The sequence below is a fragment of the Burkholderia sp. USMB20 genome (genome assembly GCF_000949135.2).
GTDB lineage: Bacteria > Pseudomonadota > Gammaproteobacteria > Burkholderiales > Burkholderiaceae > Burkholderia.
Map to the genome: position 1 here is coordinate 159,844 of NZ_JTAN02000021.1, position 23,496 is coordinate 183,339.

The window sequence follows — 23,496 nt, forward strand, 5'->3', positions numbered from 1 at the left end:
ATGTCGTACACACAGATACAGCAAGGGCACGATGGAAGTGAAGCAGACGATTCCGCGGCGGAGGAGGCAAGAATTCGCGAGCAGGTCGGTGCATTAAAGAGTTGGTTCAACCAGCATCCGGACATGCGTTGCCTGCTGCTTGTCGACCCCAGTCAGCGGGATCCGCTGGCTGACGATGGTGGCGACAACCCGCTACGCGCGGACCTACCCAAGACCGACGTGGTAATAGATCACGAGGCTGTCTCGCCGGCACATTATCCCTATCTTCTCGAACTGGATCTCAAAACTGAATCTGGTGTCGCCGCGCTGGAAGAAAGTGCGCGACTGGCGTTCGAGGACAGACGCCCGCAATCGATGGCCGAGGGGCTGGGGCAGCGCATCGGTGGTTGGCTGGCCAGTTCTGCATCACCGGGAGAGATCGCGGCACATTGCTCGCGTCTCGCGCTGCAGAACGACGATCGGGGTCGTCTTTGCTTGCTGAGATTTTACGATCCTCGTTCGCAGGCACTGCTCTGGCCTCTGTTGGCACCGGTGCAGCAGCATGCGTTGTTGGGTCCCATCCAAGCATGGCATACCCTCGACGCTGGAGCGGTGCCCATCGCACGTATGAACACCATGGAGCGGCGAGACGACTTTGTGCTCGATGCTGCGCAATGGCAGGCTATCCATTGGCATGGCATCGTCAATCGCGCACTTGCGCTGCATGCGTACGATTTCGACCGCCAACCGAAGCAACACGAGGCGGATGCGGCCGTGGCAGCGGCGCTGAGGGCTCGACGCTATGGCTTGACCGACGAGGCTGACGGGGTGGCTTTTGTCGGCCATGCGCTCTCGTGGCATCCGGAGTTCGACCTGCATCCGCGGGTTCTGCAGATACTGAGCAGCAGGGCCGATGGGGATCTTTATGTCGAACGGATCGACGAGCTCACTTCGGACGAAATTGTGGAAATTCGGAACGGCGTCTGGCATGAGCGCTTGCGTGTCTCCGATAACGCTGGCGGCCGCGCCCGAACCCGATAACGAATAACGAACAGATCATGGCAAACACTCCTCTGACTTGTACCGCGACTTGCCCGAACTGTATGAAATCCGGTCTCGCGATTCTGCCGGTTCGATATGCCGTTGTGCCGAAAGCCATGTCGAATGCGATGCCTCCCGGCATTGTTGGTCCGGGTGTCATGGACATCGCACTGAGCGCGCATCACTACAGCCTGAGAACGCTCCGAGAGGGCTGGCTTTATCTTTTCTACGAGAAGGGTGCCCGTGGCAGCAACTACTGGGAAGCCTACCGGGTGACCGAAGACGGACGGCTCTGGAAGCAGACGATCCCGTTGCCGTCGGTGCCGAAGACCGACCCGGCGTGTGCACAGGGCGGCGGTGCCGTGCCCATGGACGTTATCTCCATCGAGAGGCCTGAGAAGGCGACGCGGGTCTTCATCGCCTTCTCCGAGTATCCGTGGATCAAAGAGGTTTTCCAGAAGTATGCGACGTCCTCGAAGCTGCGCAGCGAACGTATGCAGGTCATCATGCCGGCGACATGGATCCAGACGGGAAGCGGCATGTTCGGCATGAATAAAGGCGAGGCCGGGCATGCGACCGTTGCCACACAGGTCGGGATAGACCAGATCGTCGAGTACCAGCCAGGCCTGAAGGCTGACTTGCTCGCTCCGCCCGCCAAAGCGATCGCCATTGATGAGTATGGGCGTGCGACTGACGATACCATTTGGGAGCAGGAAGCCACGCGTTATCCCTTGCATATCCGTCAAACCTCCCCGTCGGGCTCGGCCAGTAAAGATCTGGTCAAGCTGATGAATGAAATTGGCGAGAATGCTGGCGGCGCGCCCCATAAACCGATGCTGCTGGCGTTGTGGGACGGGATTGGCATCGCGCACGAACTCGCTGGGTTCCACAACGATCCAGCTGGCATGCTGATGCGCTATACCAGCATGCAGCCGCTTCGCGTTGATGCCACGCAGTCTATCGAGGCGGCCGAACGAGCGGTTCGAAGTGGTGCCGCATTGAGCGAGAGTCTCCTGCGCAAGGGCATGATGAGTGCTGCGCTTGGTGCTGGTGATGGCGGCATTATGGCGCCCACCGCATTGGAGATGATTGACAACGCGGGGCAACTCACGCCTGCGGAAAAACAAGCCGCAGGTGACAAGGCCTGGCGCAAATACCAGGCCAGCCTCAAGGGAGGAAAGTGGCCGAACAACTTCAGCACGTGGTTCGACAAGATCACCAGCAAGTGCGAACAGCTGCAGAAGCAGCGTGTGCCAGACCGCGATGCGTGGCTTTCCGCCGACGCGTTCCGGCATGCGCTTAACGACTACCATCCGGATGACGCGGGTGACGGCATGGCGTTTCACGGTGTGATCGACGAAGCGTATGCCGGATTGTCTGCGACCGATGCGGGGCTGCGGATCGTCGAGAAGCTCATCAACAATATGGACCCGACCGATGAGCGCAGCTACTTTTGGCGGGCGTTCTCCTATAACCAGACGGATATTCGTCAGGAGATGAAGACGTTTCTGACGAGGGTACAGGCCACAAAAAATGAATCGATCGTGGATCAGGCCGCGTCGTGGTATGAGACGAAGCAGGCATCGCTCTATATCGATCTTGGCTACCTGAAGTCGTTCGTGAAGTTTTACGAAAAGGTCGAGGACATATTCAAGCATGAGCGCGCGGGGTCGGCGACCGAGCGACCACTCAAGGCGCTGGGGATCGAGCGATTGACACTGTGGTCGGGACGTGCGTTGGTAAATGTCTTCGGACCGATTTCTCGTTCCATTGGCGGCATGCTGATCAAGGGAGCGCTGATGGTTCGTGGGGGCCTCGTACTGGAAGACGCAAAGCGAATCGTGGTGAAGCTGGCTGCTTGGGAAGGCCAAATGGACACCGTGATGAGCAAAACGATATGGGAAATCAAGGCGAAGAATCCGAGCTTGAATCCCATGCAGGTTCGGGCACAAGCATACACAACGTTGGCGAATGATGATCGTGGCGCGCTTGTACGCAAGCTGTATGCGGAGGCGCGGTTTACACCGAACGCCGCGCGGGACAAGGCCGCCGCGTCGGTCAAGATCTCCGGGGCGCTGTTTATCATCGAGATGATGAATTACTTCCTGCTCTGGACAAAGCCGAACAAGACGGCTGCTGACGAATTGGCTATTGCCAGTGGGACCTTGTCGTTGGTTGGGGCCGGGCTTAACGTTTACAACAAATGGCTCAACGGTTTTGGGAAGTCTGCGGCGAGCGCGACGCTCGCGAGCATGAAAGTCGCGGCGAGCTGTTTGGGTGGGATTTCATCGTTTATATCAGTCACGACTGATGGGATGAAAGTGGCATCTGGCGTATCGTCGGCAAATTACAAGCAGACTATCTTCTATGGCTTCAAGGGGGTGCTGGACCTTGGATCTGGTGTCGCTACGGTTCTAACGGCTATTAGCTCCTCTGCGCCGTTGCTAATGCGATCAGCCAGCCTGTCTCCTGGAAAGGTGCGGTTCGTTGGGCGCCTTTCGGCAGGCGTGGCAGGAGCTCAGGCTCGGATCGAGGGCCGGGCCGTTGGTCTTGCGGGAGAGAAACTGGAAGCATATGTCGCGAGTACGGTACTCAAGGGGGCAAGAGCCTACGCGGGCGAAACCGTTGCACTCGGGCTTGCGACTGAAGTATCCGCAGGAGGATGGCTAATGCTAAGCGGGCGTCTGGTCCTGATCGCAACTGGCTGGGAAGTGGCAGTGATCTTGACCGTAATTACGCTGATCTACAACTATTTTACGCCGGATGACCTTGAAAACTGGCTATCGAGTTCGCCGTTCGGAACTGCACCAGACAAGGGGCGCACATTGGAAAAGCAGCAGGCTGCTTTTGAGGCGGCGCTTGCTGCAACGGGAAATTGACGATGGAAAATAAGCAGGCTACTGCCCCTGTGCTTCTGCGAGGAACCATCACGGGACTGACAAAGCGCCGTGCCTCCTATGAAACCATTTTCACGGAGGTGGATAAGCAGGCAATGGAGCGCACGGCGATCGTCGCAGCGTTGGCTGGCTTGAACGACATTGCACTCAATCTCAGTACATCCACGCAGTTCACAGATACGGTGGGGGATCTCGTGACCTTCATGCTGAACGGTGAGGAAGTCCGTGCATGGATTTGGCTGTCCGTCTTCGAAAATGGTGATGAGGTCGAGGTCGTCGCGGAGCGGGCGGGAGCTGGATGGATGGGGTATGCAATTAGACGTTGTAGTGATGGCATTTTGTCCGTTCACCCTCATTGCGAACGCGGTAGCCGAGCACTATTTAAATTTTTCATGAAATTCTCGGTGCTATTCTGGAGTGGGTGTGCGTTGGTCATGACGCTGCTGGTGGCGTCGATGATGCTGTACAACGAATTGCATAATAGATGGGATTTCTTTCTGAAATCTTTTTCTGTTGTTTGGATTGCAATTGAGGCAATGGCTATTTTTATTGCCTACAGAATAAGTTCTAGATTCAAGCGCCAATTGCCAATGGCTAATCGAATATTCGCAACATTCGGATGGAAAGATCCTCCCAATGTTAGTTTGCCGAAGACGTCAAAGAGGCTGCGACAACCCGAAGATACGTGGCAAATGGGTAAGCTTATTTTTCGTTATGAAGAGTCTTGATTCTTCATCGAGTGGGGACATGGGGACGTTAGCTGCAACCGGATACAAAGATGGAACCTAAGCAGGCTACTGCCCCAGTGCTCCTGCGTGGAGTCATCACGGGACTGGCGAAGTGCCGTGCCTCCTATGAGACGATCTTCACGGATGCGGACAAACAGGCAATGGAACGCACTGCGATCGTCGCAACGCTGGCTGGCTCGAACGATATTGCGCTCAATCTCAGTACATCCACACAGTTCACGGATACGATGGGGGACCTGGTGACCTTCAGACTTAACGGTGAGGAAGTCCGCGCATGGATCCGGCTGTCTGTCTTTGAAAATGGTGATGAGGTCGAGGTCGTCGCGGAGCGGGCGGGAGCTGGATGGATGGGGTGCGCAATTAGGCGCTGCAGTGACGGAATTTTCCTCATTGTGAACGCGGTAGTAGAGCGCTTGGTAAGTTTTTCCTAAAATGGTCAGTGCTATTTTGGAGCATCTGCGCGTTAGTCCCGACATTTTTTTAATGCAGCCACTGCCTCATGATCGAGATCAGTGGGTTTTATTGGGAAAATTCCTGTTTGGTATCTGGCCGGCGGTGGATGTCTTGGCAGTTTTCGTCGCGCTTAGGGGCGGTTATAGATTCAAGAGACAATTGCATATGGTCAATCGGATATTTGCTACATTTGGTTGGAAAAGCGCACCCGACGTTGATTTGCCTAAGGCTTCCAAAAATCTAAGGCAACCGAATGATGTGTGGCAAATGGGGAAACTGATTTTTCGCTATGCCGAGTCCTGAGTTGTCGTCGATAGGCATTGATCACGCGTTTTGTAGGAAGTCGGGGAGAGAGCTTGATGAGTAAAGCATTGGTACGCGATGGCGATCCAACTACGACCGGCGGGCGTGTCATTGCGGCCGCTTCGAGTATGTACGATGGCGACAGACGTATCGCCCTGGATCACGAAATGGCAACGTGCACCAAATGTCCTGGCGAGCATCCGATCCGAGGTAGTGGCGCCGATATGCAAGAGGACGGCCGGTCATGTGTTTTGGATGGCGATCTGGTTCTGTGCCCGTGCGGAATGAATCACGTTAAGGCCAGCGGTGGAGCTGGATGTTCGACGATCTAAAGAAGAAACGCGTCTCACGCTGTTGCGCCATCGATTTGCCCGATGTGACGGGCTGCGCCGCAGTCCGTCAGATGAGAGGAATCGTGCCAGGTCTCGGCGTGCAACGTCGAATCTCCGTGCCTGTGTTGGCCGACATCACGACAAGTTGGACAAAACTCGTCACTGGCGCATGCACGGCGAAGAAGTGATCCATCACGACGATGAATGTGCTGAGACTGGCGGCGGCAAACGCTTGCTCGTCGACCGTCAACGTCACTTCGAGACCTCGCACGAAGCTCGGCATCGGTTCTCCCGGCAGCCAGAGCCGCTTGACGCGATGGCTCAGGTTCGTCAGTCCGTCGAGCAGGTTCGCGTATCCCGCAGAGTGAGCAGCGAATTGGCGGAACAGGCGCTTTAGTTCCACGAGCCCGGTACGGGTCAATTCGATCGAGTGTGGGGCGAACTGCGTGATGAGCCGCCAAGCCGCATCGCCTTCCTTCGACAATCGTGCGACTTCCGTCGGTGTGTCCAGCATCACGATGCGTGAAACCATCGTTCCCTGCTCGTTCACCAGATCACCATCCTCGGCGCCAGCCCGCATCGTGCGAGGGAAATTGCCATTCGAGCAGGAGACATCCGCCGTTATCTGTTCGATCCCGGTGTCGGTCGCCGGTCGGCCGTCGAGTTCGACCAGGCTCAGCGCGGTTTCCTTTTTTCCCGACGGCGAGGCGGCGTTGTGTTGCTTGAGAACCCAATAGGGACCGGCCGGTTTGGCGGAACAGCCGTGCATGAGCGACGTGAACGGATGAATGATGTTCGCTCCGGATCGGTTCGTGGTGGTACGGACCGCGTCGACGGACCAGATTTCGACGCCGGCGGCATCCGTATTCTGGGATTGCACGGGGTACGTGTCCGTGATCGGATTTCGCTTGACTGGCAGCGACGTAAGCCGGAACAGGTTGACGATCGGTGTGCAAAAGAGCTTCAGATTGTTCGCCGACAGATTTTTCAGTCGCTGTGCCGTCCACGAATCCGGATGAACGCCGCAAATGGCGAGATGCAATGTGAACTGCTGGCCGGAACCTGCCGCATGCGCGAGCGCAGCGAGGTCGACGTCAATGAAATCGAATTTCTTCGGAAACGCAAAATATTCGCTCAGTAGCCGCAGGGCCGGCGGCCCGTGATCTTCGTCGATCAGTTTCTCGGCGCCATCGAAGCCTACGGCGGTGAGCGGTGGTGTGGGCAGCGTTGACCAGCGACGTTCGATGTTTTCGACAAAGGCCGCCGGCGTGCGCATCGTCATCGTGTCCATTACCGTACCGACGACTTCGCGGGTGCCATTGACATGGATGCGCAACGGGCTGGGGACGGCTTCGAGGCGAAAGTCAGGCCGCGCTACTTCGAAAGTGATGGAGAGCAGGCCGGTCGTACCGGGAGGCAGCACGACGTCGGCGGGCACAGCCGTAGCCGAGGCGTAGCGCGCTGCCGAAATGCGCACAGGCGCCAGCGTTACGTCATATACGGTGCGGAAACGGCAGTCTTCTACCTTGCTTGCGAGTTCCGTGTGGCGGGCAATGACCGATGGCTCAGTGAGCTTTTCGAACATGTCCGAGACATCGAACTGGGCAATTGCGCATGCCGGAATCGCTCGAAGATACTGGGGATACAGCATGCCGAGGAGCGCTTCGGCAAATTCAGGATAGTTGTCGTCGAGCCGATTGCCAATATCGGCGGCGAGGAGCGCGAACGACTGCAACATCCGTTCGATATGGGGATCTTCGGAATGGTCGCCGGAAATCCCCAGGCGAACGGCAATTTTGGGATAGCGCGTCGCGAAGGTTCCAATCGATCGGCGTAGTAGCGCAAGTTCTCGTTCGTAGTGCGGAAGCAGTTGATCCATTGCGTGAAGTGATGAACCTGCAACGCGGCGAACCGATATATTCGCCGACTGTTTCGGTTGCGCTGAATGTTGTCGGGCACGCTAACGTCATGACATTGCCATGATAACCGCTTGACGAAACAAAACGTCGATCGGCTCGGGGAATTCCAATGCCACGATCGGCGAACCCGAAACGGTTTTTTAAATTTCGTACTGGCGGTCGCATATCTTTGTCGTACATGTCCCAACCTGACGAATTACATGCGGTGCTGGGCCGTAGTCACGCTTTGCGCGACGCAGTCGGAAAACATGGACCGGTTTGCCGGGATTCGACCTTTCGCGGATTGAAGGCGAAGCACCGCTTCGCTTGTGACTACCGGTCGCGCGCAGGACGTCGCCCGAATTCACCGTTCGTGTCGACCGACGAGCAGATCAGCATCCATCAAGAAGAGAACCTTGAGGGGATCGCGATGCACGTGGCCGAATGTCGTCGTTGCCGCGCAACGCTGGAGATGGCGGTACGACGCTACAAACCGATGACGATGAATGTTCGACGGGGGCACACCGCCGCAGGTGGCGTGGTTCAGCGCGGCCAGTTCCGCCGCGACACTACCGCAAAGCTGATCGCGATCGAACCCGTCACGGTGCGTTCCGGCGCGTCTCCAATCGCATCGCCGAAGCGAAAACGGCGGCTGCGTCCGTCGCTGCGTCCAGCACGACGCTTCGTTGCGCGTGCATCGGCCGCGGCGACGGCATCGCACGATGTATCAGCCAAGCACTCGGCCGCTTGATCAACAGGCATGACAGTGAATTCCGCGAAGGGCATGCCCGTATTGAACGTCACGCCGTTCAATCAGTAAAATGAATGTTTCGATCGCTACGATTCCTTAAAAGAATGGAATTGAAACTGCTCCGAACCTTCCTGACGGTCACCGAGCTCAGCCATTTCAGCCGCGCGGCCGACACGCTGCACATGAGCCAGCCGGCGCTGAGCAAGCAGATCGGCGCGCTCGAGGCGAGCCTCGGCGGCAAGCTGTTCGAACGCGGCAGGCATGGCGCGGAGCTGACGCCGTTCGGTGAACGCTTCCTGCCCGACGCACAGGCGCTCGTGCGCGATGCCGACGAAATCCTCGCGCGTGCACGGGAGGCGACCAGCGGGCAGCGCGGCCATCTGCGGCTCGGCATCTGCCTGTCCGTGCTGACGCTCGTGCCGAAACTCGTCGCGGAATTCCGGCGCCGCAATCCGGGTGTCGCGGTCACGCTGAGCGATCTGTCGTCGTCCGAGCAAACCCGCCGGTTGCGCGCGGGCAAGCTCGACGCCGGGTTCCTGCGTTTGCCGTCGGATGAAGGCTTGTCGTCGTTCAAGGTGATCGACGAGGCGCTCGCGCTCGCGGTGCCGCCGCACCTCGGCTTCAAGCGGGTGCCGGCCGATCTCGACGTGCTCAACGAGATCGGCTTCATCGCGCTGCAGCGCGCACGCGGTCCCGGGCTCGCCGCGCAGATCGACCGGTGGTGCGTCGGGCGGCGCTTCGTGCCGCAGGTCACGCAGCAGGCGGAGGACGTGCAATCGGTGCTCACGTCGGTCGCGGCCGGGGTCGGCGTCGCGTTTATTCCGTCGCACGCGCAGTACCTGCTGCGCGACGCGACCGTGTTGCCGCTCGCCGGCAGGGACGCGAAATGGCGCGTCGGGCTCGCGTGGCTGTCCGGCCGCGACGATCCCGTGACCACGCGTTTCGTGTCGTTCATGCGCGCCGCGATCAAGGGCGCATGACCGGGCGTATAGTGTCCGCGATCGCCTTCCGCCCGAATGCCGGCCCGGCGCCGGCTCACGAACCCGAACCGATGACTTCAGAACCCGACGACTCCCCGCTCGATCCCGCACTCGTTGCGACGCTCGCGACGCTGCATGAAGCCGCGACCGATCCGTCCGGCAAAACGTGGTCGCTGCCGAAGATCGCGAAGCGCACGCAATTGCCGATGAGCACGCTGCGCCGCGTGCTGACGCAACTCGACGCCGCCGGCCTGAGCGCGACGACGTTGAACGACGACGGCACGGGCAGCGCCGCCTTGACCGAAGAGGGGCGCGCCGTGTGCGCGCAACTGTTCGGTGGGAACGACCGCGGATGAAAAAACGGGTCGCCCGAAGGCGACCCGTCATATTGCGGTTCGACATGCAACATCACCACCGCGCCGTCACCCCACCCATGACGGAATGACGGTAGGTCTGGTCGTTCAGCCCATGCCGGTAGCCGACGTCGAGATCGAGCCAGGGCTTCGGCGAGTAGATCGCGCCCGCGATCACGAACGCCGGATTCGCGCCGGCCGTGCTCTCGGTGTTGCGCGACAGGCCGATGTCGGCCACGAGCTGCACCTTGTCGGTCGCCTTGTAGAGCGCCGCGGCCGACACGGCCCAGACCGAGCGCAGGTCGCCCTGGCGGTTCGGCTGGTACGCGAGGCCCGCATTCGCGAGCAGCGAGAAGCGCGCGACGTCGGCTTGCGCGAGCAGCGTGGCGCCGGTGCCGACGCGGCCTGTGCCGAGCCCGCGATCGTCGTTGCCGGTCGGCATCGTCACCTGCGGTTTCAGCGCAAGCGACAGCGGCCCGCGTTCGACGAAGCGCCACTTCATGCCGATCTCGACATCGCCGATGCCTGTGCCATGGTCGTCGGTGCGCGTTTGCAGATGCGTGTAAGGCGCGTTCACGTAGAGATCGACGTGCTCGCCGAACCCGCGCGTGAGCGTCGCGTTCCACAATTGATGGCGGCCGTTTTCGTCCTGTTTCGAGGTTTGCTCGCCGTTGAACTCGAACTGCCAGTTCGCGTTGCCCTGCGTACCCGTGTCGTCGCTGACGAGCGGATGGGCCGCGTACGCGTACAACGGCGCGAGCAGGGTGCTCGCGGCCGCGAGCGAAAGCATTCTTTTCATGAAGTCACCGTTGTTGCGTCGTGGGCGGCCGGCCCGCGCGGGCCGGCACGCCGTCGTTTCGGAGGCGATCAGAACCACTGCTTGTAGCGACGCACATAGATCGTCTTGACGATCTGCGCGAGCAGGATGTAGCCGACCATCGTCGCCGCGAGCCACAGCCAGTAGGTGCCCGGCAGGTGCATGAAGCCGAGCGAATCCGCGAACGGCGAGAACGGCAGCCAGCAGCCGATCGCGATCGCGGTGAACGTCGACAGCAGCACCGGCAGCGCGGCCGTGCTCTGCAGGAACGGGATCTTCTGCGTGCGCAGCAGGTGCACGACGAGCGTCTGCGACACGAGGCTCTCGATGAACCAGCCCGAGTTCATCACGATCTGGCCGCCCGAACCGCCGTGCAGGTGATACATCGCGCCCGCGCCGAACACGGTCCACATCAGCACGTAGGTCGTGATGTCGAACACCGACGACGTCGGCCCGACCCACAGCATGAAGCGGCCGATGTTGCCGGCTTCCCACTTGCGCGGCTTCTTCAGGAACTCGGGATCCATCTTGTCCCACGGCAGCAGCATCTGCGACGTGTCGTAGATCAGGTTCAGCACGAGCAGCTGGGTCGCGAGCATCGGCTCCCACGGCAGGAACGCGCTGGCGACGAGCACCGAGAACACGTTGCCGAAGTTCGAGCTGGCGGTCATGTTCAGGTACTTCAGGATGTTGCCGAACGTCTCGCGGCCCTTGATCACGCCTTCCTCGAGCACCATCAGGCTCTTTTCGAGCAGGATGATGTCGGCCGTTTCCTTCGCGATGTCGGCGCCGCTGTCGACCGAGATGCCGACGTCGGCGTCGCGCAGCGCCGGTGCGTCGTTGATGCCGTCGCCGAGGAAGCCGACCGTGTGGCCGTTCGCCTGCAGCGCCTTCACGATGCGCGCCTTCTGCAGCGGCGTGAGCTTCGCGAACACCGTCGTGCGTTCGACGATCTCGGCGAGCGTCGCGTCGTCGAGCGCCTCGATTTCGGCGCCGAGCATCGGCTTGCCCGGTTCGAGGCCGACCTGGCGGCAGACCTTCATCGTGACGGTCGGGTTGTCGCCCGTCAGCACCTTCACCGACACGCCGTTCTCGCGCAGCGCGGCGAGCGCCGGCGCGGCCGATTCCTTAGGCGGATCGAGGAAGGTCAGGAAGCCGCGCACGACGAGATCGCGCTCGTCGGCGGTGCGGTATTGTTCGCGTTCGTCGCCGCGCGGGATCGTGCGTGTGGCGAGCACCAGCACGCGGAAGCCGTCCTCGTTGTACGCGTTCGCCTGTTCGAGCAGCCGCTTGCGTGCGACGAAGTCGAGCGGGCGCACGCCGTCCTCGTCCTGCACGTGGGTCGACACCGCGAGCATTTCCTCGACCGCGCCCTTGCAGATCAGCTGGTGCGTGCCGTGCGTGTCCTCGACCACGACCGACAGGCGGCGCCGCACGAAGTCGAACGGCAGCTCGTCGATCTTCTTGTAGCCGTGCGGCTTCACGCGCTCGCCGATCTCGTCGGCGCGCGCGACCACCGCGATGTCGATCAGGTTCTTCTGGCCGCTCTGATGAAAGCTGTTCAGCCAGCCGAGCCGCAGGATGTCCTCGTTCTTGTGGCCGGACAGGTCGAGATGGTGCTCGAGGATGATCTTGTCCTGCGTGAGCGTGCCGGTCTTGTCGGTGCACAGCACGTCCATCGCGCCGAAGTTCTGCACCGAGTTCAGCCGCTTCACGACGACCTTGCGACGCGCCATCGCGATCGCGCCGCGCGCGAGGTTCGCGCTGACGATCATCGGCAGCATCTCGGGCGTGAGGCCGACGGCCACCGCGAGCGCGAACGTGAGTGCGCTCAGCCAGTCGCCCTTGGTCAGGCCGTTGATCATGAACACGATCGGCACCATCACGAACATGAACCTGATCAGCAGCCAGCTCACGCTCGCGACGCCGCGATCGAAGCTGGTCTCGATGCGCTTGTGGCTCACGACGTTGCGTGCGAGCGAACCGAAGTAGGTGTCTTCGCCGGTCGCGACGACCACGGCCGTCGCTGTGCCGCTCACCACGTTCGTGCCCATGAAGCACACGTTCTCGAGATCGAGCAGCGACTTGGACGCATCGTTCGCGGCGGCGGACGAGCCCGTCGCGCCTGCGCCGGCCGACTTGCCGGCGACCGCGCCGAGCGTGTCGTATTTCTCGACCGGCAGCGCTTCGCCGGTCAGCACGGCCTGGCTGATGAACAGGTCGCGCGACGCGAGCAGGCGCACGTCGGCGGGGATCATGTCGCCGGCCGACAGGTGCACGATGTCGCCGACCACCACTTCACGCATCGGCACCTCGCGGCGCGCGGGCTCGGACACGTCGGTCACCGCGCGCTGCACGGTCGCCGTCGTGCGGACCATCGCCTTGAGCTTTTCGGCCGCGCGCAGCGACCGGAATTCCTGCACGAAGCGCAGCAGCGCGCTGATCGTGACCATCGTCAGCAGGATGGTCATCCCGACGAAGTCGCGATCGCCGGGCGCCGCGAAGTAGACGTCGGTGCAGAAGCTGATCGTGGCCAGCACCAGCAGCACGTAGACGAACGGATTGTGGAACGCGTGCAGCAGCTGGCGCGTCCAGTGCGGCGGCTTGTCGTGCGCGATCTCGTTCGGACCGTTGTGCTGCAGGCGATCGGCGGCCTGGTCGTAGGTGAGGCCGCGCGTGCTGGTGCGCAGCGACTTGAAGGTTTCTTCGAGCGGGCGGGCCGCTTCCTGCGCGGCGCGCATGTTGCGCGGTTCGTTCTGCTGACCGGGGCCGGCGTTGATGAAGCCGCGCTGTTTCTTTTGCGATGTTTGCGAAGTGTTGCGTTGTGTCATGAGTCGCTCCTTGCGCACGAGGCGGCGGGCGGGGAGCGACCGTGACGTCAGCGACGCACGAGCGCTCCCCGCCGCGTCGCGTCAGGCGCGATCGGCTGTGGATCGGTGAAGGGGGGAACGCTCGCCGGCGCGCGGAGTGCGGCCGAAGGATCGATGCGCGGCGTCGCACCGGCGAGCGGTAATCGACTACTGTCGTCCGAGTTCATCTGCACTCCTGTCGGTTGCGAGTAGGCGGCACGGGCGATCGGCAGCCGCGCACGCACGAGGGCGCGCGGCCGGACGGCACGCGAACGGAACACGCACGCAGCTTGCGCTGCGCGCAGCACGAACGTGCGCACGCTGCAACGCAGGGTTGCGCAGCGCGGACATTCGGCGATATCGAAAAAATTCGGCGGGGGATTCTGGCCGGTCAGGCCGGAAGGACGCCGCATCCTGCTTCCCGGGATGCGGCAGAAGACGAGGCTCTGCGCGGTTTCCTCAGGCAGCAGTCAAGTTGGTCGAAGACCAACTACAACTCGCATCGGTGTTCACAGAACACTCCATGTAATTCAGACGGGGGCGATGGTAAAGGCTCGTTGTGCGAAGCGTCAACCCTTTTGTCGGAAGATGCTTGCGAAATGTTATCGGCGCGATGCCGGACAGTCGGGCCGCCGGACGGCAGAAAACGCATGCAGCCGCGCGCGACTGCATGCGTCGAGAACGGGCCGCTTACTGCGTGGCTGACGCGACCGCGGTTCCTGCATCGAGAATGCCCGAGCCTGCCGGCAACGCGGTGCACGGCGTACTGGCCGCCAGCTTCGCCGTGTGCGTGCCGCTTTTCAGCTTCTGCTGGATCTGCGTGGGCGTGAGGTTGCCGTTCACCGCGAGCATCAGCGCGGCGACGCCCGTCACCTGCGGCGTCGCGAGGCTCGTGCCGCTCGCCAGGCCATAGGTGTCGCCGTCCGGAGTCGTCGTGCCGCTGTTGGCCGTCGACAGGATGTTGACGCCCGGTGCGCTGAGCGTGATGTTGGTGCCGAAGTTGCTGAACGAGGCGCGGCGGCCGGCTGCATCGTTGGCACCGACGCTGATCACGCCGCTGCAGTTCGCGGGCTGGTCGAGGCCGGTCGACAGACCGTCGTTGCCGGCGGCGACGACGACGGTTACGCCCTTCGCGTTCACGTCGTCGATCGCCTGCTGGAACGTCTTGCTGCAGGCGCCGACGCCGCCGAGGCTGAGGTTGATGATTTTCGCCGGCGTCGGGTTGTTCGGCACCCCGGTGACGGGAATGCCGGCCGCCCAGCGCATTGCGTCGGCAATGTCGCTCGTCACGCCGCCGCATTTGCCGAGCACGCGAACCGGCAGAATCTTGCCGAGCCACGATACGCCGGCGATGCCGATGCCGTTGTTGGCGGTCGCGCCGATCACGCCCATCACGCGCGTGCCGTGCCAGCTGCTGGTGTTCGGTTCGCTTTCGCAGTGGTAGTACGGGCCGCTCGCGTTGTCGAGTTCCTGCTGCGTGACCCAGTCGCCCGGGTCGCTCGCGTCGGGGCCGCGCGACAGGCCGTTGTTGCTGGTGTTGACGCTGGTGATGAAGCTGTAGCCGGGCAGCAGGTTGCCGACGAGGTCGGGGTGCGGCCGATAGCCGGTGTCGAGCACGGCCGTCACGACGGTCGGCGAGCCTTTGGTCTGGTTCCACGCAGGCGGCAGATCGGCGCCGGCGGTCGGGTCGGACAGATACCACTGCTGGCCGTAGCTCGGGTCGCTCGGCGTGTCGCGGACCTTCATCGGATGATCCGGTTCAGCGTAGTCGACGTCGGCGTCGGCGCCGAAGGCCTCCGCGAGCGCCGCCGCGTCGGCGGCCGCGACGCGCTGGCCGAGCGACAGCACGGCCGCGCCGTTCGAGGCCGTCCGCTCGACCTGCACGTTCAGCGGCGTCGGCGCGGCCGCATACGCACGCGCGGCGCCGGTTGCCGTCGGCGCCGTCCAGCGTGTCATCGAACGCTGGATCACCGCGTCGAGCCGCGTGCCGTCGTCGATGGCCGCTCTTGCGTTCGTGGCCGTCAGCGTCTTCAGCCTGACGATCAGGTGATCGACCGGCGGCTCGTCGGGCGTGGTCTGGGCGGCCATTTGCGTGGCGGCCTGCTGCGACGTACACGCGTTGCTGCCGGAATTGGTGGGCGGGGTCGTCGGAGCGGGCGCGGGGGTCGGGGCCGGTGCCGTGTTGGTCGGCGACGGGTTGCTGCCGTCGCCACCGCCTCCGCCGCAGCCGGCGATCGGGAGCAGGGCGGCGGCGGACAGCATGCCGGCGAGCATGCGCGCATGGGCCGAACGGGCCAGCGCGAAATTGAAACGTTTGGCTTTCATGTTGAAAGTCGATCCTCGGAGATAACCGTCGTGCCGGCGGTGGTGCCTGGTCTGGCCTAAGCCGGACCTTGATTTTTGTCGGGCGCGCGCGGGGTTCCTGCGACACGCCATGCATTGGGTAACGGCTGATGAGGCGGCTTCTTGAATATGTTTTGTGTGAAAAAGATGCGACGCGCAAACGATTGCGTTGCTGGGTTGCAGCACGAACGCGCGTTTGGAACGGGTGATCAGTTCATGAGGTGCAAGATTGCAGGCGGTCGACCCGGCGAAACATGCGGCGCGGGCGCTTTTGCGCGGCACGGAAACGATTGCGCGCGGTGTGGCCGTGACGGAGGGCGCTTGACGCTTTCCCCGATGCGGTGCGAATTTTTCGGGCGTAGGATCGCGATTCGATCAAGGTTTCGTCAGGAGAAAAGCATGGATCACCGCTTCCGTTGGCTGGCTGTCGCGTTGTCCTGCGCGCTGGCGGGCGCCGCGCACGCGCAGGCGCTCACCGGCACGCTGAAGAAGATCAAGGACACGGGCGTCGTGTCGCTCGGCATCCGCGAATCGTCGGTGCCGTTCTCGTATTCGGACAACCAGCAGAAGAACATCGGTTACTCGCGCGACATCGCGGCGCGCATCATCGACGCGCTCAAGGTGGAGTTGAAGACGCCGAACCTGACGGTGAAGGAAATCCCGATCACGTCGCAGAACCGGATTCCGCTGCTGCAGAACGGCACGATCGACTTCGAGTGCGGCTCGACGACGAACACGCTGGAGCGCCAGAAGCAGGCTGCGTTCTCGAACAGCATTTTTTTGTACGGGATCCGTTTCAGCACGCGCAAGGATTCGGGCGTGAAGGACTTCCCGTACCTGGCCGGCAAGACGGTCGCGACGACGGCCGGCACCTCCGACGAGCGGCTGCTGCGCAAGCTCAACGAAGAGAAAGGGATGAACATGACGATCATCAGCGCGAAGGACCATGCCGAAGCGTTCATGAACGTCACGACCGGGCGCGCGGTCGCGTTCGTGATGGACGAGCCGCTGCTGTACGGCGAGATCGCGAAGGACCGCAATCCGGGCGCGTACACGGTGGCGGGCACGCCGCTCGTCCACGAGAACTACGCGTGCATGATGCGCAAGGACGATCCGGCGTTCAAGCACGTGGTCGACGGCGTGATCGCGAAGCTGCAGACCTCGGGCGCGGCCGAGAAGCTCTACGACCAGTGGTTCATGCAGCCGATTCCGCCGAAGGGTGTGAGCCTCAACTATCCGCTGTCGCCGGAGATGAAGCAGCTGTTCAGGAATCCGACGGATCAGGCACAGTACTGATCGAAACGTCGCAGTGGCGTGCGGGCCGACACGTTGCGTGCTCGGCCTGCACGATCGAATCCGCCGGCCTTCGGGTCGGCGTCGCGGCGCGCATCCCCGCAGCCGCAAGCGCGAGACGGGCCCGTCGCGCCCGATGCTGAAGCCCGTGTCCTGATCCTCCATCGCGTGCGTCGCGTTTATGGCGCCGCACCTCGACGGCCCGCCGTCCGCGCGTCGTCCCGCCCGGTCTTTTCTCCGTTTGCCTGAACACGTGCCCGCACCGAAGCGGGGTTGGCGGATGCGCGCCCGACGCACGTCCGGCGACGCCGTTTGCCGCGTAAACCCGAATACAGATTTCAATTTGAACTGGTCAGAATCGGCCGAAATTGTTCAACAATTTTCGGCGGAAAATCCCGGGAAGCCGCGTGTGGCGGCGCCTGGGAGGCGTTGCGACGTTTCAGCGCGAGAGCCGAACAACTCAGGAGCTTCGCCATGTCTGCTCGTTTCCCGGTTCGACATTTCCTCCGCGGCGCGCTCGTGCCGCTGGCCTTCGCATGCTCGCTCGCGTCGGCGGCGCCGCTGCAGACGGTGCGGCCCGGCACGCTGCTGGTGGGCTCCGACCTCACGTATCCGCCATACGCTTACCTGGACGCCGGCAAGCCTGCGGGTTTCGATGCCGAGTTCTCGCGGCTGCTGGCACGTCACCTGAAACTGGAGCCGGTATTTCTCGATACGCGCTTCCCGGACCTGATTCTCGGGATGAAGGCGCGCCGCTTCGACGTCGTCGCATCCGCGCTGTACGTGACGCCCGAGCGCGTGAAGCAGGTCGATTTCGTGCCGTACCTGAAGACGGGCGCGTCGCTGCTCGTCGCGAAGGGCGGCGCGTTCCTGCCGAAGACGCCGCAGGACCTGTGCGGCAAGCGGGTCGGCTCGATCAAGGGCGCGTCGTGGACGCCGAAGCTGCGTGCGGTGTCGCAGGACACGTGCAAGGCGGCCGGGCGGGCCGAGATCGCGGTCCTCGAGTTCCCGACGTCGCCGGAAGCGACGTCCGCGCTGCTGTCGAAGGCGGTCGATGTCCAGATCGAGGACGCGGCCGTCGCGCAGGAGATTCCGAAGCAGACGAACGGGCGCGTCGACATCAGTTCGACCACGCTGCTGTATCCGATCGTGATCGGCCTGGGCGTGACGAAGGGCGATAGCGGGTTGCAGGGTGCGCTCGAGGGTGCGTTGAACGATGCGCGGCGCAGCGGCGAATACGGCAGCCTGGTGAAGAAGTACGGGTTGCAGGAGCCGACGCCCGCCGACGTCGCCAACGCGCTCGGCGCGCCGAAGTAAGCGCGCGGCCAGCACGACCTGACCACCGCGCGCCGCGCGGCCGCATCACCATCCGCGGTTGAGGAGTCTTCGATGCAGTTCGATTGGCACTATGCGTTTCAGCTCTTGCGGGACCAGGATTTCTGGCGCGCCTGCGTCGTGGTCGTCGAACTCAGCGTCGCCGCGTGGCTGCTCGGCGTGTTGCTCGGCTTTCCGGTAGCGCTCGCGAGACAGTCGCACCAGCCGTTGCTGAAGCGGGCGGCGGCGCTCTACATCTGGTTCTTCCGCAGCCTGCCGCTGCTCGTGCTGCTGGTCTTCATCTACAACCTGCCGCAGGTCTTTCCGGCGACGAGCGCGGTGCTGTCCGATCCGTTCATGGCCGGCCTGATCGCGATGGTGCTGAGCGAGACCGCCTATTTCGCGGAAATCCATCGCGGCGGGATCCTGTCGGTGCCGCGCGGGCAGCTCGAGGCGGGCCGCGCGCTGGGCATCCGCTTCACCGGCATCCAGCGGATGATCGTGATGCCGCAGGCGATCCGCATTGCGCTGCCGGCGCTGGCGAACGAGTTCATCACGATCGTGAAGCTCACGTCGCTGGTGTCGGTGATTTCGCTGGCCGAGATCCTGCTCGTCGGCCAGCGGCTGTACACGCAGAATTTCCTGGTGTTCGAAACGATGCTGGCCGTGGCGTTCTACTACGTGCTGATCGTGACGGTGTTCAGCCGGCTGCTCGGTTATCTCGAGCGGTACCTCGACGTCAGCCGCCGTACGCCGGCCCAGGCCGGCCACGTCGATCTTGCGCTGCCGCCGTCGGCGCCGGCCGTCGCGCCGAGGCCGCGGGCGAACGCCGAATTCGCGCTGCGCCTGAAAGGCGTGCAGCAGCGCTACGGCCGCCATGAAGTGTTGAAGGACATTCATCTCGACGTCGCGCCCGGGCAGGTCGTGTCGATCATCGGGCCGTCCGGCTCCGGCAAGACGTCGCTGATTCGTACCGTCAACGGCCTCGCGCCGGTGAACGCGGGCGAGATCGACCTGTACGGAGAGCCGTTCATCCGCGCGTCGGGTTCGCATCCGCCGCGCGTGTCGCACGAGCGCATCCTCGACATCGGCATGGTGTTCCAGAGCTTCAACCTGTTCCCGCATCGCACCGCGCTGCAGAACGTGATGATGGCGCCGTGCTATCACCGGCAGGCCGATGCGGCGGCGATCCGGCTGCAGGCGCTGTCGCTGTTGTCGAAGGTCGGGATGCTCGAACATGCGAACAAGTATCCGCATCAGCTGTCGGGCGGCCAGCAGCAGCGCGTCGCCATTGCGCGCGCACTCGCGACGCGGCCGTCGATCATGCTGTTCGACGAGCCGACGTCGGCCCTCGATCCGGAGCTCGTCGGCGAAGTGCTGAAGGTCGTCGAGACGCTGGCGAAAGAGGGGATGACGATGATCATCGTGACCCACGAGATGAATTTCGCGTTCAAGGTGTCCGACCGGATCGTGTTCATGGAGAACGGGCGAATCCTGTACGACGTGCCGCCGGACCGGATTCGCGGCAGCGCGGACGCGCGTGTGAAGGATTTTCTGAAGCACGTTCACTTCGCATGACGAATGACCGGATGGGAGCGGGAATGGATCCGACGGATTTCCGGCTGGGCGACGTGAACGAGCACGCGTGTGCGGAACGGGTGCGTGCGTGTCTTGCGCATGCCGACGCGCATCCCGGCGACATCGAAGCCGCGTGGCTCGCGCGGCGCGACGACGCGGCGGTCACCGATGCACGCGCCTGGGATGCGGCGCGGCGCGCCGGCGCGATCGATGCGCCGCTGGCCGGCGCCGTGCTGACGGTGAAGGCCTGCTTCGATTGCACCGGCTGGGTCACGCATGCCGGTTCGCGCGTGCTGGCCGACGAGCCGCCGGCGCGAATCGACGCGGCGCCGGTGTCGGCACTGCGTCGGGCCGGCGCGGTGCTGGTCGCGCAGACGGCGATGACCGAGTTCGCGTACGGCGCGCTCGGCGTGAACCGTGCGTACGGGACGCCGACGACGCCGCTCGATGCGCGGCGCGAGCGGGTGGCCGGCGGATCGAGTTCGGGCGCGGCGGTGTCGGTGGCGCTCGGTGCGGCCGACCTGTCGCTGGGTTCCGATACGAGCGGGTCGGCACGCATTCCGGCCGCATTCTGCGGCGTGACGGGATTCAAGCCGTCGCGTGGGCGCTATGCGAGCGACGGCATGCGGTTTCTGTCGACGAGCTTCGACGTGCCGGGCCTGCTGGCCGCGACGGTCGGGCTGTGTCGGCAGGCGGACGTTGCGCTGCACGGCCGCGAAGCGCGGCGGCGGCGACCGGCGGCAATCCGCGACCTGCAGTTCATCGTGCCCGAGGCGTTCGTCGCGGATGACGTCGACCCGGTCGTCGGACGCGCATTCGACGCGTGGCTGTCCCGACTGTCCGCGCACGGCGCACGGATCCGGCGCAAGCGGCTCGATTGCGTGGCCGAGGCCGGCGCGGTCGCCCGCGCGGGCGGCATCATCGCGGCAGAGGCGTTCATGCTTCATCGTGCGCGGCTGGCCGCGGCGGCGGACCGCTACGATCCGCTGGTCGGCCCGCGCATCGCTGCAGGCGAGCAGGTGCGGGCGCACGACTACGCCGCGGCGCTTCAGCGCCTGGCTGCACTGGCCGACGCGTACCACGCCGAACTCGGCGACGCGGATGCGGTGCTGACGCCGACGGTGCCGATGCTGCCGCCGCGCGTGGCCGATCTGGCCGACGAAGCCGCATACCTCGCACAGAACGCGCGTGCGTTCCGGCTGACCGAATTCGCGAACCGGCTCGACCTGCCGAGCATCAGCGTGCCCGGCGACCTGCGCAACCGGCAGCCCGTCGGCTTGCTGATCACCGGGCATCGTGGCGAAGACGCGCGGCTGCTCGATGTCGCGGCAGCGGTGGAGCGTGCGCTGACCGCCGATTCCGCATGACGCATTTTTCGGCGGCAAGGATCACCTTGCCATTTTTCATCGTCACAATTCAGAGGTACTTATGATCGTCGTGAGATCGGCCGATATCGCCAATACCGAGCGCCATGCGCGCGGCCCGGGCTGGGACAGCAAGCGCATGATCGTCAAGCAGGACGGCGTCGGCTATTCCGTTCATGAGACGCGCGTGCACGAAGGCGCCGAACTGCATCTGCACTACAAGAACCACTTCGAGACCAACTACTGCGTGGCCGGAGAGGGGGAGGTCGTCGACACGGCGACCGGCAACGTGCACCGGATCACGCCCGGAACGATCTACGCGCTGAACCTGAACGATCCGCATGTCCTGCGCGCGACGCGCGGCGACCTGCATCTCGTGTGCGTGTTCAATCCGCCGCTGACGGGACTCGAGACGCATCGGGAAGACGGCAGTTACGCGCTGCCGACGGAGCAGGCCTGACGGCGCGAGCGGTCGGGCCGTTGCGTGCCTTTTCGTGCTGCCGTTGCTTGCCACGTCTTGAGGCAAGCAACGGCGGCGCGGCGTGCAGGGTCAGGCAGCCTCGCGATGGCTGCGCTTGATTGCCTCGACGAGCATCCGCTCGGAATCGTCGAGATAGCGCGCGAGCGCGGTGACGGCTTCGCTGCGGCGGTTCTGCGTGAGCAGGTCGTAGATCTGGTATTCGCGCTGGATCCAGTCGGGCGTTTGCACGCGTTTCTCGTCGGGATCGGCGGCGAAGACGAGCCGCAGCTGTGCGGAGATGGTCCGGAAGAACTCGTCGAGCAGCGCCGACTTCTGCAGCGCGACGATGTGCTGGTGAAAGCGCAGGCTGTGCGTGCCGACGGCCTGCCAGTTTTCCTTGTCGAGTTCGCGCTCGGCCGCGCGAATGGCGGCCTGCATCTTTTCCAGCAGCGCCGGCTGCGCGAGTTCGGCCGTGTTCAGCGCATGCAGTTCGAGCGTGCGGCGTGCGACGTAGAGATCGCGTACGTCCTGGCGATTCAGCGTGCGCACGACGACACCCTTGTGGCGCACGAACGTGACGAGCCCTTCGCGGCCGAGCTGATGCAGGACTTCGCGAAGCGAGTTGCGCGACGTGTCGTATTCGGCCGCGAGGTCCATCTCGATCAGCGCGGTGCCGGGCGGCAGCTTGCCGCTGATGATGTGTTCCCGCAGTTGATGGCTGATCCGGTCGGCGACCGACTGTCCTCTCGCTTTTTCGCTTGCCATTCCGTTCGTTCGCTCCTCTCCTGGTCGTGCGCCGCCGGCGTGGCCGGCCGGCGGCGTTTCGCCATTCTACGGGCTACGGACCGCGTTACGCCGTCTTGTCGTGCTGCCAGTCGGCCTGCGGCGGCTGCATCCCGTGCTGGCCACGGTACGGCGCGACGGGCGGCTGCGACCAGCCTTCGAGCAGGCTCGGGTCGAGCCGGTATACCTCGACGCCAAGCGGCCGGCACACGTCGATCGGGTCGCGTGCGTCGGGGCCCCACATCGGCACCGACAGGTCGCCGCCCGGACACGTGGATATCGCGCACAGCACGTCGATTTCCGCGAAGAACTCGAGATAGTCGCCCGGCTGCGCGGGACAGGCCTTCATGAAGTACTTGTCGTCGTCGTTCAGGCCGGTGCACTGGAACACGTTGAGCACGTCGTGCACGTCGAATTCGGTCAGCCCGTACGGCGCGACCGCCCGCACGAGGTTCGAATGACAGTGGAAATGAAAATCCTCGCCGGTCAACAGCTTGTTCACGTACGGGTCGCAGCGCGTGCCGAGCAGGTCGTGCACGCGGCCGCCGTCGCCGTCGACGCCATAGCCGGCGAGCGTGTCGTCGGTGATCGTGACCAGCGGCCGCAGGTACGGCAGCGTCGACCAGAGCCGGTCGAACGTCGTCACGTGCGCGGCCTGCAGCTGACGTGTGCGCGACGCCCACATGCGCTCGCGCGGATTGTGCAGGTTCCAGATGTTGAAGTCGGCGACTTGCGGGCCTTCGAGCGTGACGATCCGGAACACGTGACCCGCCGGCACCGTCCACGCGAAGCCGCTGCGGATCGGCACGACGTGCGACGCGATCCGTTCGCGCGCGTCCTGGCGCTGGGCGATCGCGGAATAAAAGGCTTTGTCGACGTTCAGGACGGAACCTTTGGTGACCTGGTAGGCGGCGGGATAGTTCGACATGACGCGGTGCTCTCGGGGAAATTTGCAGATT

At 63.4% G+C, this 23,496-nt stretch carries 21 protein-coding genes; 13 read left to right on the plus strand and 8 right to left on the minus strand.

The genetic code is table 11. The features are described from left to right. The 5 genes from PL79_RS31080 to PL79_RS31100 all read left to right on the plus strand — a co-directional run bounded on the left by PL79_RS31080 (window position 1) and on the right by PL79_RS31100 (window position 5,754). Window positions 1–1,020 carry a DUF4123 domain-containing protein gene (locus PL79_RS31080; protein ID WP_044843269.1) on the plus strand — a complete coding sequence of 340 codons (1,020 nt, stop codon included), beginning with the start codon at window positions 1–3 and terminating at the stop codon, window positions 1,018–1,020. A gap of 17 nt (window positions 1,021–1,037) precedes the next feature. Next, a complete protein-coding gene (locus PL79_RS31085; RefSeq protein WP_328592088.1) occupies window positions 1,038–3,899 on the plus strand; it encodes a T6SS effector BTH_I2691 family protein in 2,862 nt (953 codons plus the stop codon). Between the two features lie 2 nt (window positions 3,900–3,901). After that, entirely contained in the window at window positions 3,902–4,645 is a 744-nt protein-coding gene (locus tag PL79_RS31090) for a putative type VI secretion system effector (RefSeq protein WP_082088420.1), read from the plus strand. Window positions 4,646–4,695: 50 nt separating this feature from the next. Further along, window positions 4,696–5,097 (plus strand): putative type VI secretion system effector, encoded by a 402-nt coding sequence (locus tag PL79_RS31095; RefSeq protein ID WP_052664564.1) that lies wholly within the window; start codon window positions 4,696–4,698, stop codon window positions 5,095–5,097. Between the two features lie 381 nt (window positions 5,098–5,478). Continuing rightward, a complete protein-coding gene (locus PL79_RS31100) occupies window positions 5,479–5,754 on the plus strand; it encodes a PAAR domain-containing protein (RefSeq protein ID WP_082088421.1) in 276 nt (91 codons plus the stop codon). A gap of 67 nt (window positions 5,755–5,821) precedes the next feature. Here the strand turns inward: PL79_RS31100 and tssF are convergent, their stop codons facing one another. Beyond that, window positions 5,822–7,633: a type VI secretion system baseplate subunit TssF gene (gene tssF, locus PL79_RS31105; RefSeq protein WP_044843270.1), complete on the minus strand. Its 1,812-nt coding sequence runs from the start codon at window positions 7,631–7,633 to the stop codon at window positions 5,822–5,824. Between the two features lie 392 nt (window positions 7,634–8,025). On the opposite strand from tssF, the gene PL79_RS37290 reads away from it, so the two are divergent. From PL79_RS37290 to PL79_RS31125, 3 genes are all read left to right on the plus strand, one after another. Beyond that, a complete protein-coding gene (locus PL79_RS37290; RefSeq protein ID WP_207671187.1) occupies window positions 8,026–8,403 on the plus strand; it encodes a hypothetical protein in 378 nt (125 codons plus the stop codon). Between the two features lie 104 nt (window positions 8,404–8,507). Next, window positions 8,508–9,383, plus strand: coding sequence for a LysR family transcriptional regulator (locus PL79_RS31120; RefSeq protein WP_044843271.1), 876 nt, complete (start codon window positions 8,508–8,510; stop codon window positions 9,381–9,383). A gap of 71 nt (window positions 9,384–9,454) precedes the next feature. Beyond that, on the plus strand, window positions 9,455–9,739 hold the full coding sequence (locus tag PL79_RS31125; protein ID WP_044843344.1) for a transcriptional regulator: 285 nt from the start codon (window positions 9,455–9,457) through the stop codon (window positions 9,737–9,739). A gap of 52 nt (window positions 9,740–9,791) precedes the next feature. Here PL79_RS31125 and PL79_RS31130 read toward each other — a convergent pair whose 3' ends face one another. The 4 genes from PL79_RS31130 to PL79_RS31145 all read right to left on the minus strand — a co-directional run bounded on the left by PL79_RS31130 (window position 9,792) and on the right by PL79_RS31145 (window position 15,727). After that, window positions 9,792–10,535 carry a transporter gene (locus tag PL79_RS31130; protein WP_044843272.1) on the minus strand — a complete coding sequence of 248 codons (744 nt, stop codon included), beginning with the start codon at window positions 10,533–10,535 and terminating at the stop codon, window positions 9,792–9,794. A 68-nt stretch (window positions 10,536–10,603) separates the two neighbouring features. Continuing rightward, complete coding sequence (gene mgtA / locus PL79_RS31135) at window positions 10,604–13,384, minus strand: magnesium-translocating P-type ATPase (protein ID WP_044843273.1); 2,781 nt, start codon at window positions 13,382–13,384, stop codon at window positions 10,604–10,606. 47 nt (window positions 13,385–13,431) lie between these two features. After that, window positions 13,432–13,815, minus strand: a complete 384-nt coding sequence (locus PL79_RS31140) for a hypothetical protein (RefSeq protein WP_193759914.1) — start codon at window positions 13,813–13,815, stop codon at window positions 13,432–13,434. A 277-nt stretch (window positions 13,816–14,092) separates the two neighbouring features. Further along, window positions 14,093–15,727, minus strand: a complete 1,635-nt coding sequence (locus tag PL79_RS31145) for a S8 family peptidase (RefSeq protein WP_044843274.1) — start codon at window positions 15,725–15,727, stop codon at window positions 14,093–14,095. A gap of 417 nt (window positions 15,728–16,144) precedes the next feature. Here PL79_RS31145 and PL79_RS31150 point away from each other — a divergent pair, with 417 nt between their 5' ends. Beyond that, complete coding sequence (locus PL79_RS31150; RefSeq protein WP_044843275.1) at window positions 16,145–17,041, plus strand: glutamate/aspartate ABC transporter substrate-binding protein; 897 nt, start codon at window positions 16,145–16,147, stop codon at window positions 17,039–17,041. Between the two features lie 335 nt (window positions 17,042–17,376). Here PL79_RS31150 and PL79_RS36290 read toward each other — a convergent pair whose 3' ends face one another. Further along, on the minus strand, window positions 17,377–17,514 hold the full coding sequence (locus PL79_RS36290; RefSeq protein WP_193759896.1) for a hypothetical protein: 138 nt from the start codon (window positions 17,512–17,514) through the stop codon (window positions 17,377–17,379). Here PL79_RS36290 and PL79_RS31155 point away from each other — a divergent pair. From PL79_RS31155 to PL79_RS31170, 4 genes are all read left to right on the plus strand, one after another. Beyond that, the gene (locus PL79_RS31155; protein WP_044843276.1) at window positions 17,513–18,355 is read left to right on the plus strand and encodes an ABC transporter substrate-binding protein; all 843 of its coding nucleotides are present in this window, start codon (window positions 17,513–17,515) and stop codon (window positions 18,353–18,355) included. The two genes, PL79_RS36290 and PL79_RS31155, sit on opposite strands and share 2 nt — an antisense overlap. A gap of 72 nt (window positions 18,356–18,427) precedes the next feature. After that, entirely contained in the window at window positions 18,428–19,930 is a 1,503-nt protein-coding gene (locus PL79_RS31160) for an amino acid ABC transporter permease/ATP-binding protein (RefSeq protein ID WP_044843277.1), read from the plus strand. Between the two features lie 23 nt (window positions 19,931–19,953). Next, on the plus strand, window positions 19,954–21,297 hold the full coding sequence (locus tag PL79_RS31165) for an amidase family protein (protein WP_044843278.1): 1,344 nt from the start codon (window positions 19,954–19,956) through the stop codon (window positions 21,295–21,297). Between the two features lie 61 nt (window positions 21,298–21,358). Beyond that, entirely contained in the window at window positions 21,359–21,754 is a 396-nt protein-coding gene (locus PL79_RS31170; RefSeq protein WP_044843279.1) for an ectoine synthase, read from the plus strand. Between the two features lie 90 nt (window positions 21,755–21,844). On the opposite strand, the gene PL79_RS31175 is transcribed toward PL79_RS31170, so the two are convergent. Beyond that, window positions 21,845–22,519 (minus strand): GntR family transcriptional regulator, encoded by a 675-nt coding sequence (locus tag PL79_RS31175; protein WP_044843280.1) that lies wholly within the window; start codon window positions 22,517–22,519, stop codon window positions 21,845–21,847. An 85-nt stretch (window positions 22,520–22,604) separates the two neighbouring features. After that, window positions 22,605–23,465, minus strand: coding sequence for an urea carboxylase-associated family protein (locus PL79_RS31180; protein ID WP_044843281.1), 861 nt, complete (start codon window positions 23,463–23,465; stop codon window positions 22,605–22,607). Between the last annotated feature and the right edge of the window lie 31 nt (window positions 23,466–23,496).

Coding starts and splice junctions, on each gene's coding strand:
- PL79_RS31080 (WP_044843269.1), top strand. CDS start 1: ATGTCGTACACACAGATACAGCAAGGGCACGATGGAAGTGAAGCAGAC.
- PL79_RS31085 (WP_328592088.1), top strand. CDS start 1,038: ATGGCAAACACTCCTCTGACTTGTACCGCGACTTGCCCGAACTGTATG.
- PL79_RS31090 (WP_082088420.1), top strand. CDS start 3,902: ATGGAAAATAAGCAGGCTACTGCCCCTGTGCTTCTGCGAGGAACCATC.
- PL79_RS31095 (WP_052664564.1), top strand. CDS start 4,696: ATGGAACCTAAGCAGGCTACTGCCCCAGTGCTCCTGCGTGGAGTCATC.
- PL79_RS31100 (WP_082088421.1), top strand. CDS start 5,479: ATGAGTAAAGCATTGGTACGCGATGGCGATCCAACTACGACCGGCGGG.
- tssF (WP_044843270.1), bottom strand. CDS start 7,633: ATGGATCAACTGCTTCCGCACTACGAACGAGAACTTGCGCTACTACGC.
- PL79_RS31120 (WP_044843271.1), top strand. CDS start 8,508: ATGGAATTGAAACTGCTCCGAACCTTCCTGACGGTCACCGAGCTCAGC.
- PL79_RS31125 (WP_044843344.1), top strand. CDS start 9,455: ATGACTTCAGAACCCGACGACTCCCCGCTCGATCCCGCACTCGTTGCG.
- PL79_RS31130 (WP_044843272.1), bottom strand. CDS start 10,535: ATGAAAAGAATGCTTTCGCTCGCGGCCGCGAGCACCCTGCTCGCGCCG.
- mgtA (WP_044843273.1), bottom strand. CDS start 13,384: ATGACACAACGCAACACTTCGCAAACATCGCAAAAGAAACAGCGCGGC.
- PL79_RS31140 (WP_193759914.1), bottom strand. CDS start 13,815: ATGCGGCGTCCTTCCGGCCTGACCGGCCAGAATCCCCCGCCGAATTTT.
- PL79_RS31145 (WP_044843274.1), bottom strand. CDS start 15,727: ATGAAAGCCAAACGTTTCAATTTCGCGCTGGCCCGTTCGGCCCATGCG.
- PL79_RS31150 (WP_044843275.1), top strand. CDS start 16,145: ATGGATCACCGCTTCCGTTGGCTGGCTGTCGCGTTGTCCTGCGCGCTG.
- PL79_RS31155 (WP_044843276.1), top strand. CDS start 17,513: ATGTCTGCTCGTTTCCCGGTTCGACATTTCCTCCGCGGCGCGCTCGTG.
- PL79_RS36290 (WP_193759896.1), bottom strand. CDS start 17,514: ATGGCGAAGCTCCTGAGTTGTTCGGCTCTCGCGCTGAAACGTCGCAAC.
- PL79_RS31160 (WP_044843277.1), top strand. CDS start 18,428: ATGCAGTTCGATTGGCACTATGCGTTTCAGCTCTTGCGGGACCAGGAT.
- PL79_RS31165 (WP_044843278.1), top strand. CDS start 19,954: ATGGATCCGACGGATTTCCGGCTGGGCGACGTGAACGAGCACGCGTGT.
- PL79_RS31170 (WP_044843279.1), top strand. CDS start 21,359: ATGATCGTCGTGAGATCGGCCGATATCGCCAATACCGAGCGCCATGCG.
- PL79_RS31175 (WP_044843280.1), bottom strand. CDS start 22,519: ATGGCAAGCGAAAAAGCGAGAGGACAGTCGGTCGCCGACCGGATCAGC.
- PL79_RS31180 (WP_044843281.1), bottom strand. CDS start 23,465: ATGTCGAACTATCCCGCCGCCTACCAGGTCACCAAAGGTTCCGTCCTG.